Below are 14,650 nucleotides of genomic sequence, written 5' to 3'. Positions count from 1 at the left end.
ACCCGGTAGTATAAGAGAAAAAAGCTGAAAAGCGGGACCAAAATTGCGCTAGCAAGCATGTTTCCAATAGATCCGAAGGTTGCTGTAGCCATACTTCCAACGTTCGAAAGGAGCTTGTTTCCTTGTTCTTGCAGTTTGTTCATCATTTCGGTCCGTTGGATGCCGAATGATTGCTCAATCCAGTTTTGGGCACGTTCAAACACCGATATAACCTTTTCGGTAATCGCTGAAGCATCTTTTCCAATGATAATGCTCTGATGGACGATGAACCAACCAATAGTCCAAATAACCGTTATTGCGACAATAACAGAGAGTATAGCTGCGGTGGCTCTACCAACACGAAGGCTTTCAAAAAATCGTGTTATTGGATAGAGGGTTATTGAAATAAGTATGGAAAAAAGCAAAGGAATAAGCACGCCTTGGGTAGCATACATAAAAAGTAATGTCATTGCGGTAGCAACCAATGTCGCTGCCAAACTAAATGAGTAAGGGAATTTATGTTGCGAATTATCCATAATTTACGGAGCTATTATCAGTTGTTGAATAACCTCGATCAAATTACACTTTTTTTCTTTGATTCCAATACAGTACATAAAAAAAAGCAAGTATGATAATCACGCTATTTGTAATAAAAATTCCTGGAATCCGAGCGATATCGTCGGCATATACATAGCCCGCCGCAAGGGCACCCATACCAATACCAGCTTCTAATGCAATATACATAGTTGCCATGGCGCGACCACGATGTTGTGGTAAACTTAAATCAATTGTCCATGCATTTACTGCTGGAGAAAGAATCCCCGTACCAATTCCATAGATCACGGCTCCCAAAATCAATCCGTTGACAGTGTCTCCGAATCCTATAATTAGGATTGCTACCGCGACGGTAAAGGTTCCAGCATACATAACGCGTATACGCCCATAGCGATCTGCAACTTTTCCAGAGACGAAGCGAATGGCGATCGACGAGATGGTGTATGCGCTAAAAAAAACTCCTTTATTTTCAATACCTAAGTGATCGCTCCAATCGGGGATTAATGTTAAGATTACTCCGTAGCCGGTATAGGATAGGAGTGTAACGATGGCGGCGGGTAATACTCGCCACTCTAGAATCTCTGATCGTTGAACGCGTAGCATGTCCACAGAAAATGGTGCTTTTACTTTCAACGTCTCTTTCATATTCATTACAATCAGGATCGAGAGTAGAGCAAATACGGATGAACTATAAAATAGAGGATTTATTCCAAATGCCGTAGCAATATAACTTCCTATCGCAGGTCCGATAGCGCCCCCGATACTAAAACAAAGACCATGCATTCCAAGCGCTTCGCCCCAACGGTTGGAGGGAATAATATCCGCTATATAAGCCGAAGTAGCTGTTGGTTTGAAACCCGTTGAAAACCCATGGATGAGTCGGAGGAGAAAAAAACCGGCCACAGAGCTTACAGCGGGATAAAGAAAACCGCAGAAGAAACAAACAACAGAACCGACAGCCATGACAGGTACACGACCCCATTTATCTGTTAGTTTACCACTAAAAGGTCTAGAAATCCCAGCCGTTAAGGTGAAAAGCGCTATAATTAATCCTTTGTGTTCAGCACCGCCCATCTGACTTAAGTGATTGGGAAGTTCAGGGATAATCATGTTGAAGCTCGTCGAGAAAAGCAATGAACTAAGGCACAGAAGAGCGAAGGGAAGGGTATAGATAGACGACGAGCTATTCACTGCTGTTTATTTTTGGTACAGCTTTTGACGGGTTAGTTCGGAGCAGAATATTGTTGTTGCAATTGCAACATTCAGCGATTCCGCACTGCCAATACGTGGAATCGTAACAGCTTGATCCACTTGTTTAATAATTGCTTCGTTAATGCCATTCCCTTCATTTCCTAAGATAATTAACCCGCTATCGCCAAAATCTGTCTTGTAAATTGATTGTCCACTCAAAAGTGCTCCAAACGTCTTAAGACCACTTCTCTCTATAAAGGAATGAATATCTGTGTAATGAATACTGATTCGTGCCAACGATCCCATTGTCGCTTGGACAACTTTTGGATTGAACGCGTCAACCGTACCAATAGAACAGATGATTGTCTTGATTCCAAACCATTCAGCAGTACGAATGATTGTGCCCAGATTTCCAGGATCCTGTATATCGTCTAGAACTATACTATGAGTGTGATTGATCTTTTCCGGGTCAAGGTCCGCGATCGGTGCCATATTGACCAAAGCCAGTACGCCCTGAGGTGATGCTAATGTCGTTATTTTTAGGAATTCCCTTTCGGAGACCTCGATACATTTGAGATTTTGAGGTAAATTGTTCATTTTTGTCCGAGCGTCAGGTGTGACATATAAACTATGTATTTGATAGGTCGATGAGATAAATTCCGAAACAGACTTGATTCCCTCGACAATAAAAAGTCCATGTTGCTTGCGAAATTTTTTATGATGCAAAGACGTAATTAAACTGATTTGCGCTTTTGATAACATTGCTTAATGATTAAGAAATACAGTTTTTTTGCTTATGCAAGTATAACGCTTTTGTTGCTAATTTTCGCATCATGTCGATCCGCAAAATACCTCGATGATGATCAAGCGTTGGTGACCGATGTGAACGTTTCGGGTATTCCTCTTAATCTGCGAGAAAATGCCTCAGCTTATATTTCCAACGAAGTTAAGCCTAATTCTCGGCTAAACCTCGCTATTTACAATTTGTTTAATACGAAAAATGGTGGCTATAAGAGAGATGGCATTCGCAATGTTGGAGAACCTCCTCATATATTAGATTCATCATTAGTAGATTTATCATCTAAACAAATAAACCGATTCTTACAGACGAAGGGATACTTTAATGTTCAAGTAGTACCTAAAGTCGTTACCAGAAAGAAAAAGGCGCGGGTTAACTTTGACATTTCTCTCGGGGAACCATTTCGTTTAGGTACAGTAACCCATAAAATAGATGATGAAAATATTCGAGGTATTTATGAAAAAGTAGTCATTCCACATTCGGCAATCAAAACTGGAAAGCAATTCAATAGCGCTGACCTACTCGCTGACCGGGAATATCTTTATAATAAGCTTAAAGAAAACGGTTACTATGATTACTTACGTCAATATATGCGTGTCGGCATAGATACCGTAACTACCGCCAAACAAGCGAATCTACATATCACCGTGGACAATCCATCAGATAGCGTAGAGCATGCCGTCTATCATATTGATAGCGTGTTCACAACTGTATTACTTCCTTTTGGTCAAACTCGAAATCGGCAACCGAAGTCATACTTTGATAGTACGTTAAATATTGCTTTTGAAGATCAAACAGGTCGGTTTCGTTTACCACCAATATCTAAGTATATGTATGTCCGACCTGGAATGCTGTATAACTTGAAAAAGGAAAATCAATCGTATGATAGGTTATACGAAATGAATGGGTTTCGGAATGTGAAAATCAACTATCTGAAAACAGATTCTAATCGCTTGAATGTTTTCTACGAACTGACGCCTCGCCCTGTAATGGCTAACCAAATTGAAGGGGAGTTTACCTTTAGTTCGGGAATGAGTGGGTTTAATGTTGGCAACACCTTTTCTCATCGTAACGTATTCGGTGGTGCGGAACAGCTTGATGTTAAACTTCGGTACGGTGTATTATTCGATCCCAGATTAGACGGCGGACTAAGTAATAAAATTTTCAATAACGATTTTCAAGTAGGAATTAATCTTACTGTTCCGCGTTTAATGACACCTTTTGAGAATTCTAGCACGGGCACGTATGGGTTACCTCGAACAACATTTTCAAGTACCCTTCAATTGTTCCAACAAGACGCAACATACGCTAATAGATATTTTACAAATTCCCTAAACTATATCTGGTATAGCAGAGCATATTCACAGCATAGTCTCACACCAATCTCATTAGAATATCGGTTAGGGCGTTTAAATAGCGAATTTGCTCAACGTCTAGAAGACGAGGGCTACCTCCTTTACGTGCGCAGTAATAATCGAGAGTATTTCGGATTGGGCGCGCAGTATGCTTTTACCTATAATGCGCAGAAACTTTTGCGATTAGAGGATTTTAGCTATTTTAGATTGGGGTTGGAGAGCAGTGGTAATTTGATTGGCCTGACTGCGAACCTCTTTAAACTTGATCGATCTGCAGAAGGCGAACGCTTGTTATTTGGTGTGCCTTATTTACAATTCGCTAAAACTGAAGTGGATTATCGTTTATATAAATATCTTGGAGGAAATCGGCAGTTGGTGTTTCGAATGAATGCAGGGATTGCTATCCCATATGGCAATAACTCCGAGTTGTTGATATTTGAAAAGAGTTTCTACGCGGGTGGTATGAATGGTATTAGGGCGTGGCAGGCTCGTACACTCGGACCGGGTAATTACAATAGATCTGATTTACCTGAGGCATTAAGATTAAACTTAAGAAATCTCGATCAGCTTGGAGAACTTAAATTTGAAGCCAATGCGGAATACCGTTTCCGAATATTAAATAATTTTTTAGGCGCGAAGTTGAATGGAGCAACGTTCTTAGATGCAGGAAATATTTGGCTTTTAAAAGATAACGAAATAAGTAATGATGGCACCTTCAAAGCGGATAAATTTTTATCACAGATTGCATTGGGTACCGGGTTTGGACTCCGTTTTGATATGGATTATTTTATTATAAGGCTGGATGCAGGCTTAAAATTGAAAGATCCTCAGTTTGAATCGGGTGAGCAATGGGTGATTAAGGATCTGTTTAACGCGAAAAAATTTAAAAGCATATTCTATGAGACTCATCGTCCTGATCGATATAATTTTATCCAGTACAACTTCAGTGTTGGGTTGCCTTTTTAGGTAAAAGATTGGATAGCGTGGAATATACTTTCTATGATTTGAGAAAAATCTAATCCTTTTGCGTAATGAACGTATGCGTATATTAATCCCAATATCACTAACGTGACAATGAACTTTTTAAAAAGGTAAGCAATTAATAGAATTACGATAGGGATGATCAGCAATAAAAGACCTGATATTTTGTAAGGGGTAAGTTGATTCTCCGATTTATGTATAAAGTAAAGTTGTCCAATTGATTTCTCTTGATTTTTATGATTAAAAAAAACAAATGTGGAGGTTTCTAAAGGCTGTTGTACCACCCCGACGCCATTGTGAAAATTGAGTTGCTGCTGGAACCCGTTTAAATTGAATGAGAAAACTCCGTTTATTGACTCTTGCGGTTTTTCAATACTATCAACAACAACAATTGCGAGTTTACCATTTTGCGTAAGATTCTCTTTTACTATAAAGTCTTCAATACGCTGCTGTTGAGCGTGGCAATACACGATCGATGTGATCGTAAACAAAATCATCTGGATTATTCTCTTCACTGAAATTCTAACTACATCTAATTGATACAATATTAATTAAAAATCATGAAACCACGTTTTTTTGAGTTTATAATTTTTACTTTTAAGCTTTTCTTCCGTACATTTGCGATACGTTTTAAAAGATTGACTGATATGGAAAATACAGTGTCGCCAAGACCCGCAAAGAAGACAGATAATAATGCGAATCGCACCGAATATTATGTAACCCTGACAGTAGCAGTTGTTATTGGCTTAGTGGGTGTATTTATTAGATTTCTCCCAGATGTTGTTCCCGCTCTTGGACAAATGACATTTTTATTCTCATTGATTGCCAATGTTGCAATGATAATTGCGACATTAATAGTTTTCAAAACTGTTTTCGCAATTTTGGGCTTCGCGAAGAACAAAAATTAATATTTAGTTTTATAAAATATTATGGCTCCGTGAGAAATCCCGGAGCTTTTTTGCTTTTTAGCCTTTAAATAAATGCAAAAGAATCGTGATTAAATACAAAAACAGTAATAAGATCTCCTTATTACTGTTTTTGTATTTAATCAAGTTACAGAAACTTGTTTTCTGCCGGCTAAGTTTTTATATCTAAGCAAAGAGAGACCACGTAGTCCATGGAACCCGTGACAGGATTAATATCAGACCTAATCCAAAGAAAATAAGTATAGTTTGGTTGGCTTTCTTGGCATCAGTTAATTTTTTTGCCTTCGAGTAACCAATAGTTATTAAGACGATGCCGATTACCATCATTAATGGATGTTCCAGAAAGTAAAGTCGAGAAAGACTATTTTTCATGTTTTCACTAGAAAAGGCTTGTACTCCTAGTGGGGATATGAAATAAAGAACTAAACCTAGTAACAGCTGGATGTGAGCTGAAATAAAGCCGATTAAAGCAATCTTTCTATTATACGGTTTGTTTCCTAAGTAGTTGATCAGGGTAATTATCAATACGATAACTAATGCCAATAGAAGAACGATGGCAATCGTCGAGTGTAAATGTTTCATTCCGGTTAACATAATTTTAATTTTTTAATATTCTTCACATTTAAATGTGCCGCTTTTAACTAACGACACAAAGGTACTATTTTACTAGCCTCTTATCGCTAATTTCTTTAAATTCTGATTTGGATTTAAAATTCGGAAATGTTTTTTCCATACTCATTGTATAGCCAATATCGAAAAATAGGCGTATGTCTGCTAAAATACCTTCAAAATCCCAATTTTCATCTATCTCATCGTGAACAGTATGATAACGGCCCGCTAGTTTTTCTCTACGAATTTTGATCGCGGCAGTATCGGCTGATAGGAGTTCGTTTCCACTTCCCATGAACAAACCTGGGACACCAACCTTTACAAAATTAAAGTGATCTGATCGAAAGAATCCTCCAGAAGAGGGGTTACTTTCACCCTTAACTATGCGTCCAAATTTTTTAGCCGACATCTCGACGTAATCTTCGATTTCGGTTTGGCCGATTCCTACAATTGAAACGTCTTTCGTCTCGCCTAAAGGACTAAACGCATCCATATTCAAATTAGCAACGGTTTTTGCAAGCGGGTAGATAGGGTTTGCTGCGTAATAGCTAGAGCCAAGCAAACCCTCTTCTTCAGAGGTGACAGCTAAAAATGCAATTGATCGTTCAGGCTGACTTTTTGCCGCTTTAAACGCTTTTGCGATTTCAAATAATGCCGAAACACCCGCCGCATTGTCTATCGCACCATTGTAGATAGAATCTCCCTCGATTGCTTCTCCCGTACCTAGATGATCCCAGTGAGCTGTGTATATGATTACTTCGTCTGGTCGCTCCGAACCTTTTAGTGTCGCAATTACGTTGTTAGAACTTGATTTTCGTATTTTATTTGTTAAGCTAACTGATGTTTTTATTTCTAAAGGCACTGCTTGGAAACCTGTTTTTTTTGCCTCATCAAGTAAAGACATTGGTTTACCCGCTAATGTAAAAAGTTGTTTTGTTGTTTCTGCCGTAATCCAGCCTTCGAATGCTGTTGTATTCGACTCATTTGTTTGATTATCTAAATTTAACTGTGGACCAGTCCATCCCGATCGCACGACATTCCATCCATAGCTAGCTGCATCTGTATCGTGGATTAGCAACACACCCGCGGCGCCTTGTCGCGCTGCTTCTTCAAATTTGTAGGTCCATCGGCCATAATAAGTCATTGTATCCGCTTTAAACAGGTTTTTGTCGTATTTTCCTGGATCACTCACCATCGCCACAACTGTCTTTCCTTTGACATCAAGGCCTTTATAATCGTTCCACCCAAATTCGGGAGCAATAATTCCAAACCCTACGAATACTAGTTCGGAATCCTCAATCGTTATATTTTCTTTAAGGCGTTTACTGCCGATCACATAATCATCAAGATGGTGAATCGAGAGTTGTTGGTTTGATTTTCCGGTGAAAGTGAGTATTTTCCTCTTCGGCGAGGAGTTTATTGAGACCATCGGAACTTCTTGAAAATAGGAGTCTCCATTTCCCGGAGCCAAGCCTAGAGATTTGAATTGATTCTCAATATAGCGAACTGTTAATGTGTCTCCTTTTGTAAATGGTTTTCTGCCCAGAAAATCGTCGGAGGAGAGGGTGGTTATGTTTTTCACTAAGCTTGCTTTTTCAATTGCAGCAAGTGCTGTTGAATCAACAGTGCTAGAGTCATAGACATTGTTTCCAGTGGATCGGCATGACGCTAATAAAGCTATAGTCGCCAAGTTCAAAAGTAATGCTTTTTTCATATACACACTAAAATACGAGTATTTTTGGATTAAGCATATTTTCCCATTTTTTTACTCGTTACTAGGTGCTATATGGTTAGCCCTAAATCGTTCTTTTGACTGCCTTCTAGCTGTAGTGGGTATACTTCTGCGATAGGTGAAAAAAGATATTCTTTATTTGTGGAAAGTTCGACGCAAATGTATCGTTTTCGCAATTTTTTTCCTTTTTGAAAGAGGCGGCCGCCTTTAATATAAAATTTGGTTCCTTCTAAGATGGAATCTATTGTTAAACGACCTATGATTGGTTTGTCGTATGTTTTTAACACGCGAAAAAGGTTAACGTCTGTACAACTAGAGGCCGCTGGATTTTCCATATACCGTACAATAGCTTTCAATACGTCATTTGGAAAAATATCAAGGTGGAGAAACGGTCCGACAAGTTCTTTGAAGTTGTTTTTCCACTCCTCACCATGTGGTTTAACCCGGTCCTTATATTGTTGCCATGTTTTTAGATGTGCAAACTCATGTACTGTTGTCATTAGGAATGCATAGGGGTTGAGGTCGTAGTTTATGGAAATCTTATGCGGACCTCCTCTGAAAGGAGCTCGGTAATCTCCTAATTTGGTTGAACGCGCTTTAGAAATTCGGAATTGACAACCTGTGTCTGTTATCCATTTGGCAATAATTGGAGCCGCTGCCCCTGGTAGAAATTTACTTAGTTTAATTGCTAGATCCGACATAGGATACAAACATAAAATTTTAATTTGATATTCTGTTCCAAGGAATTTCCACAAGCTCATTGAAAATAATTATCTTTGGTTGCGTATCAGGATACGTACTGGCGGTTTGGCCATGTATTCAAATTTTGTTCAGAATGTATTTGATTCATACCTCAAGTTGCACCTTAACAAATACCATAGATTAGGAAACATTGCGATAATTAATATTATATGCTTACAAGACTTTTTATTAAGAATTATGCATTGATAGAACACCTTGATATTCGATTCGACGAGGGATTAAATATAATTACAGGTGAAACTGGCGCCGGTAAATCCATTATTATGGGCGCTTTGGGATTGATTTTGGGCAATCGGGTGGATGGAAAGCATTTTTTTGATGACACTAAGAAATGTGTGATTGAAGGATTTTTTAATGTTGCACCCTACAATTTAGCGGATTTTTTTAAGGAAAATGACCTTGAGTACGATAAAGATACAATCATCAGGAGAGAAATTGCTGTCGACGGGAAATCGCGTGCGTTTGTTAACGATTCGCCTGTTACACTCAATGTCCTAAAATTATTAGGAGAACAGTTATTTGATATTCACTCACAACATGCTACGTTGCAGTTGAATACCGAAAAATTTCAATTAATGGTTATCGATAGTGTTGCAAAAAATGATAGGCTTTTGTCTACTTTTCGGGACAGTTTCTTGAGATACAAGAAATCCAGATCCGCACTCGAGCAATTGAAAGAACAAATTGCACAGGCAAATGTGGAAATGGATTTTAATCAATTCCAGTTTAACGAACTTTTTGAGAGCCGTTTGCAGATTGATGAACAAGAATTGTTAGAAACTGAGATAAGTCAATTAGAAAACGCTGAGGAAATCAAGAGAGCACTCTTTGGGGCAAATATGCTGCTGGAAGATGAAGAACGTTCGGTAACCGTTTTACTTAAAGAAGCCCTTAATCATTTACACCTAATCCACCAATACCTACCAACTATTGGACCGCTCGCTGAACGGCTAAATAGTGCTTTTATAGAACTACGCGATATTTCCGCGGAGGTTTCTCATATCGAGAGAGCCGTTACCACCGATGAAAGTAGACTACAATTTGTTACGGAAAGATTGAATTTAATTTACGGTTTGCAAAAGAAGCACCGGGTCGATACGATCTCTGAATTGCTGACAATACAGGAGCAACTAGACCAGAAGCTGCAGTCAGTAGCAAATCAGGAGGAGCACCTTGCAAGTTTAGAAAAGCAATTGGATTATTCTTATGATGAGCTTATAAGTAATGGGGAGGCGTTACATGACGCGCGTGTTGCTGTTTTAAGCTATATTTGTAATCATGTACAAAGTATGCTTGCGCAGGTGGGAATGTTAAATGCGCAATTGGAAATAAACTTAACTCCATTGTCCATAGAAAAATTTAAGAATAATGGTTGTGATGATGTCGAATTTCTTTTCTCAGCAAATAAAGGACAACCATTACAACCGATACATCGGGTTGCATCGGGAGGTGAGTTGTCTCGGGTGATGCTTGCTGTGAAGTCTTTAGTTGCGCAATCCTCTTCATTACCATCAATTATTTTCGATGAAATAGATTCGGGGATTTCTGGAGAAGTAGCTCTGAAAGTTGGAGATATCATGGAAAATCTCGCTGAGAATATGCAGGTTATGGCGATAACTCATTTGCCACAAATTGCGTCTAAAGGAAAGTCACACTTTAAGGTTTCTAAACAAGATGAAGGGGAAAAGACTAGAACTAATATTTTGCTGTTAAACGAAAATGAGCGTGTAATGGAAGTCGCCCAAATGCTAAGTGGGGCGAATCCCGGTGAGTCAGCATTAAAACACGCAATGGATTTAATTAGGAACTAAAAACGATCAAGACCGTTTTTAGTTCCTAATTAGACTAGTTACTCAACCCAATCAGCATCTGTGAGTGTTACTTTAATGAACATCTTTTCAGGTACTGGTACAAACTTTCCGTCTTCAAGAATTGGATCCTGTGCGGTGATGGTAACTGAACCCACACTATATTCATAGCTGTATGCAACGCCCTCTTTCGTGCCGATAGCATGATAAGTACCTTCGTTATCATAACTATAAGCTACAGTAACCACGCCTTGTTTTATATAATAGTCAGTTAATTCAGGAACCGGTAATACCAAGTGTGCCTGATTATCGGCCCCTTCCCAGTCACCCTCTTCACGTTCAAATATAATAGTTTGGCTTGGGAGATAGTTAGTAATGTACTCCTTGGTACAGCTTGATGTAGTAGCTAAGGCTGCGGTTCCAAGCAATAAGGCTAAGAGAATTTTTTTCATAATGTCGTGATTATATAGTAAATATATCGATGCTTTATTACTAAGACGTTAAATTATGTTAATGGTTTAAATAAAGTAGCAAAAAACACGCCATAAAAAAAAACACCAGCGAGATACTGGTGTTTTTTTACGGCGGCCTATTTTTTCTTTTTATTATCGGTGCCTTCAACATCGGATTCAAGGGAAATATCAGGATTCACTACACTTACCGTGATTTCTTTTTTATCGTCATCATAGTCAATGTTTAACTTGGAACCGTTTTTCACCTCGCCCTTTAGAATCTCTTCTGCAATAGGATCTTCAAGGTACTTTTGGATTGCACGCTTCAATGGTCGTGCACCAAAATTAGTGTCGTATCCTTTTTCGGCAATGAAATCTTTTGCCTTATCGGTGAGGGATATTTGATAACCCAATCCTTGGATTCGATTAAATAGGTATTGTAGCTCAATATCGATAATTTTAAAGATGTTTTCTTTTGTCAAAGAATTGAATACGATGACGTCATCGATCCGATTTAGGAACTCTGGAGCAAAAGCGCGTTTAAGTGCTGTCTCTATAACACCACGTGAGTGTGTATCAGCTTGGTTTACCTTAGCTGACGTCGAGAAACCAACCCCTTGGCCAAATTCTTTTAGTTGACGAGCTCCGATATTGGAGGTCATGATAATAATCGTATTACGAAAATCTACTTTTCTACCTAGACTGTCTGTTAGTTGACCTTCATCTAATACCTGCAGAAGCAAATTAAAAACATCAGGGTGGGCTTTTTCAATCTCATCTAGTAGAACAACAGCGTACGGCTTTCTGCGTACCTTTTCGGTGAGTTGACCGCCTTCTTCATAACCGACATAACCCGGAGGCGCCCCGACTAAACGTGATACAGCAAATTTTTCCATATACTCGCTCATGTCAATTTGAATTAGAGCGTCTTCCGAATCGAACATAAAACGTGCTAATTCTTTTGCCAACTCCGTTTTACCTACGCCAGTAGGGCCTAGAAATACAAAGGAGCCGATTGGTTTCTTAGGATCCTTTAAACCGGCTCTAGTGCGCTGTATGGCTTTGACTAGCTTCTGAACAGCGTCATCTTGGCCAATGATTCTCCCTTTCACTAATTCACCCATGTTTAGTAATTTCTGACTATCAGATTGGTTCACACGTTGAACCGGGATCCCTGTCATCATCGAAACTACTTCGGCAACATTATCTTCTGTTACAGCATAGCGTTTAGATTTTGTCTCTGCTTCCCAAGCAGATTTCTCTTTTTCTAGTTGTTCTAATAGCTTCTTTTCGGTGTCACGCAACTTTGCAGCTTCTTCGTATTTTTGACTCCTAACTACCTTGTTTTTCTCAACCTTAACTTCTTCGATTTTTTCCTCGATTTCAATTATTGATTGTGGAACATGGATATTGTTAAGATGTACACGTGAACCTGCTTCATCAAGCGCATCGATTGCCTTATCGGGTAAAAAACGATCAGTGATGTAGCGCGTCGTTAACGCTACGCACGCTTCTATTGCATCGTCCGTATACGTAACGTTATGATGCTCTTCGTACTTATCTTTGATTCTGTTTAATATCTCGATCGTTTCTTCATGCGAAGCTGGTTCTATAACAACTTTTTGGAAACGTCTGTCTAGAGCTCCATCCTTTTCAATATACTGACGGTATTCATCTAAAGTAGTAGCGCCGATACATTGAATCTCGCCTCTAGCCAATGCTGGTTTAAACATATTGGATGCATCAAGGGAGCCAGACGCCCCTCCTGCGCCAACAATCGTATGAATCTCATCGATAAATAAAATAACGTCAGGTGATTTCTCGAGTTCGTTCATAACAGCTTTCATTCTTTCTTCGAACTGCCCCCGATATTTGGTTCCCGCAACGAGCGAAGCCAAATCTAATGTCACTACTCTCTTGTTGAATAAAACGCGTGATACTTTTCGTTGAACGATACGTAGAGCTAAACCCTCAGCAATCGCAGATTTACCGACGCCTGGCTCACCGATTAAAATCGGATTGTTTTTCTTACGACGAGAAAGAATTTGCGAAACTCGTTCGATTTCTCGTTCACGACCGACTATAGGATCTAATTTTCCGTCCTCAGCTGCTTTTGTTAAGTCTCGTCCAAAATTGTCTAAAACAGGTGTTTTGGATTTGATGTCGGACACTTTCTTGGGTGCAGAGAATTGTTGATCGTCGTCGGCAAAGTCATCATCGCCTGCCGGTGAGTTAGGAGCTTCATCTGTAATGGTCGTTTTATTTTGTTCTACTTCATTCTTAAATAGATCATATGTAATGCTGAAGTTTTGCAAAACCTGTGACGCGATGTTTTCTTCATCGCGAAGGATCGCAAGTAGTAAATGTTCAGTGCCGATAATATCACTCTTGAATATTTTAGCCTCCAAATAAGTTATTTTGAGTACTTTTTCTGCCTGTTTTGTTAAAGGCATATTCCCGATAGGGGCACGTGACATTGAAGAACCTTTAACGGCTTCTTCAATTGATAATCTGATAGCACCTGTGTCAACCCCAATATTTTTCAATATTTTAATTGCAACTCCATCTCCTTCACGAATCAACCCGAGCAAAAGATGCTCTGTGCCGATGTAATCGTGACGAAGTCTCAGTGCTTCTTCTCGGCTGTAGGAGATAACATCCTTTACGCGTGGTGAAAATTTTGCTTCCATGTATTAAACCTTTCCTTTATATATGATGGATCTTCTAATTGCCTCCCCCATGCCAAAGCAATGAGTTCAGCCTCGGGGGTAGGGTATACGTTCTGTTTTATAAATGTAAAAAATAAATTATAAAACCAATAGTTATTCCGAGATAGAATTTATCAACAATTACGCCATAGCGAGTAAAGTACCAAAATGGCAGTCCAACAGAATGAAAAATGACTATATTTGTACAAAAAAGCAATTAAACGCGTGTATGTCTGACGAGAAAATAATTTTTTCAATGGCGGGTGTAAATAAAATTTACCCGCCGCAAAAACAAGTTTTGAAAAACATATATCTTTCTTTCTTTTACGGGGCAAAGATTGGTGTTATTGGATTAAATGGGTCCGGGAAATCCTCGTTGCTCAAAATAATCGGTGGACTAGACAAGTCTTATCAAGGTGAAGTTGTTTTCTCACCGGGTTATTCTGTTGGTTATTTGGCTCAAGAACCCGATTTAGACCCTGAAAAAACCGTTAAAGAGGTTGTTTCTGAGGGAGTTGCTGAAATAACAGCTATTTTGCAAGAATATGAAGATATAAACGAAAAATTCGGCCTGCCTGAAGTCTATGAAAACCCCGATGAAATGGATAAGTTACTTGCACGTCAGGGGGAATTGCAAGATAAGATTGACGCGACAAATGCTTGGGAATTGGATGCTAAATTGGAACGTGCAATGGATGCTTTACGGTGTCCGGACCCAGACTCTGTTGTTGTCAATTTGTCAGGCGGCGAGCGTAGGCGAGTGGCACTTTGTCGTTTGCTATTGCAGGAACCA

General features: G+C 39.1%; 13 protein-coding genes. 4 read left to right on the top strand and 9 right to left on the bottom strand.

Annotated elements, in window-relative coordinates; genetic code table 11:
* The 3 genes from HP439_RS12190 to HP439_RS12180 all read right to left on the bottom strand — a co-directional run.
* Positions 1–515 (bottom strand): AI-2E family transporter (locus HP439_RS12190; protein WP_172390613.1); only part of this gene is annotated, 515 nt, incomplete at its 3' end.
* 43 nt (positions 516–558) lie between these two features.
* Positions 559–1,725, bottom strand: coding sequence for an MFS transporter (locus HP439_RS12185; RefSeq protein ID WP_343043542.1), 1,167 nt, complete (start codon positions 1,723–1,725; stop codon positions 559–561).
* A gap of 6 nt (positions 1,726–1,731) precedes the next feature.
* A complete protein-coding gene (locus HP439_RS12180; protein ID WP_172390612.1) occupies positions 1,732–2,487 on the bottom strand; it encodes a TrmH family RNA methyltransferase in 756 nt (251 codons plus the stop codon).
* Between the two features lie 6 nt (positions 2,488–2,493).
* Between HP439_RS12180 and tamL the strand changes: the two genes are divergently transcribed.
* On the top strand, positions 2,494–4,845 hold the full coding sequence (gene tamL / locus HP439_RS12175; protein ID WP_172390611.1) for a translocation and assembly module lipoprotein TamL: 2,352 nt from the start codon (positions 2,494–2,496) through the stop codon (positions 4,843–4,845).
* Here the strand turns inward: tamL and HP439_RS12170 are convergent.
* Positions 4,842–5,375, bottom strand: coding sequence for a hypothetical protein (locus HP439_RS12170; protein ID WP_343043541.1), 534 nt, complete (start codon positions 5,373–5,375; stop codon positions 4,842–4,844). The genes tamL and HP439_RS12170 overlap by 4 nt on opposite strands.
* Before the next feature lie 132 nt (positions 5,376–5,507).
* Between HP439_RS12170 and HP439_RS12165 the strand changes: the two genes are divergently transcribed.
* Positions 5,508–5,768: a hypothetical protein gene (locus tag HP439_RS12165; protein WP_172390610.1), complete on the top strand. Its 261-nt coding sequence runs from the start codon at positions 5,508–5,510 to the stop codon at positions 5,766–5,768.
* A 183-nt stretch (positions 5,769–5,951) separates the two neighbouring features.
* On the opposite strand, the gene HP439_RS12160 is transcribed toward HP439_RS12165, so the two are convergent.
* The 3 genes from HP439_RS12160 to HP439_RS12150 all read right to left on the bottom strand — a co-directional run bounded on the left by HP439_RS12160 (position 5,952) and on the right by HP439_RS12150 (position 8,828).
* A complete protein-coding gene (locus HP439_RS12160; protein ID WP_216657839.1) occupies positions 5,952–6,368 on the bottom strand; it encodes a hypothetical protein in 417 nt (138 codons plus the stop codon).
* 76 nt (positions 6,369–6,444) lie between these two features.
* The gene (locus HP439_RS12155; protein ID WP_172390608.1) at positions 6,445–8,109 is read right to left on the bottom strand and encodes a M28 family metallopeptidase; all 1,665 of its coding nucleotides are present in this window, start codon (positions 8,107–8,109) and stop codon (positions 6,445–6,447) included.
* Between the two features lie 68 nt (positions 8,110–8,177).
* The gene (locus HP439_RS12150; RefSeq protein ID WP_172390607.1) at positions 8,178–8,828 is read right to left on the bottom strand and encodes a SprT-like domain-containing protein; all 651 of its coding nucleotides are present in this window, start codon (positions 8,826–8,828) and stop codon (positions 8,178–8,180) included.
* A 210-nt stretch (positions 8,829–9,038) separates the two neighbouring features.
* Here HP439_RS12150 and recN point away from each other — a divergent pair, with 210 nt between their 5' ends.
* Complete coding sequence (gene recN, locus HP439_RS12145; RefSeq protein ID WP_172390606.1) at positions 9,039–10,700, top strand: DNA repair protein RecN; 1,662 nt, start codon at positions 9,039–9,041, stop codon at positions 10,698–10,700.
* A 38-nt stretch (positions 10,701–10,738) separates the two neighbouring features.
* Here recN and HP439_RS12140 read toward each other — a convergent pair whose 3' ends face one another.
* Together HP439_RS12140 and HP439_RS12135 are read right to left on the bottom strand one after the other, a co-directional pair.
* Positions 10,739–11,125, bottom strand: coding sequence for a hypothetical protein (locus tag HP439_RS12140; protein WP_172390605.1), 387 nt, complete (start codon positions 11,123–11,125; stop codon positions 10,739–10,741).
* A 161-nt stretch (positions 11,126–11,286) separates the two neighbouring features.
* Complete coding sequence (locus HP439_RS12135; protein ID WP_172390604.1) at positions 11,287–13,839, bottom strand: ATP-dependent Clp protease ATP-binding subunit; 2,553 nt, start codon at positions 13,837–13,839, stop codon at positions 11,287–11,289.
* 247 nt (positions 13,840–14,086) lie between these two features.
* Here HP439_RS12135 and HP439_RS12130 point away from each other — a divergent pair.
* On the top strand, positions 14,087–14,650 hold a 564-nt coding region (locus HP439_RS12130), incomplete at its 3' end, for an ATP-binding cassette domain-containing protein (RefSeq protein WP_172390614.1).

This window comes from Sphingobacterium shayense (assembly GCF_013179575.1).
Taxonomy (GTDB): Bacteria; Bacteroidota; Bacteroidia; order Sphingobacteriales; family Sphingobacteriaceae; genus Sphingobacterium; species Sphingobacterium shayense.
Note: the sequence above shows the minus strand (reverse complement) of the source record. Positions and strands in the feature narration are given on the sequence as shown.

Bases quoted from the DNA above. Each gene is read 5' to 3' on its own strand.
- HP439_RS12180 (WP_172390612.1), bottom strand. From the start codon at position 2,487: ATGTTATCAAAAGCGCAAATCAGTTTAATTACGTCTTTGCATCATAAA.
- tamL (WP_172390611.1), top strand. From the start codon at position 2,494: ATGATTAAGAAATACAGTTTTTTTGCTTATGCAAGTATAACGCTTTTG.
- HP439_RS12165 (WP_172390610.1), top strand. From the start codon at position 5,508: ATGGAAAATACAGTGTCGCCAAGACCCGCAAAGAAGACAGATAATAAT.
- HP439_RS12160 (WP_216657839.1), bottom strand. From the start codon at position 6,368: ATGAAACATTTACACTCGACGATTGCCATCGTTCTTCTATTGGCATTA.
- HP439_RS12155 (WP_172390608.1), bottom strand. From the start codon at position 8,109: ATGAAAAAAGCATTACTTTTGAACTTGGCGACTATAGCTTTATTAGCG.
- HP439_RS12150 (WP_172390607.1), bottom strand. From the start codon at position 8,828: ATGTCGGATCTAGCAATTAAACTAAGTAAATTTCTACCAGGGGCAGCG.
- recN (WP_172390606.1), top strand. From the start codon at position 9,039: ATGCTTACAAGACTTTTTATTAAGAATTATGCATTGATAGAACACCTT.
- HP439_RS12135 (WP_172390604.1), bottom strand. From the start codon at position 13,839: ATGGAAGCAAAATTTTCACCACGCGTAAAGGATGTTATCTCCTACAGC.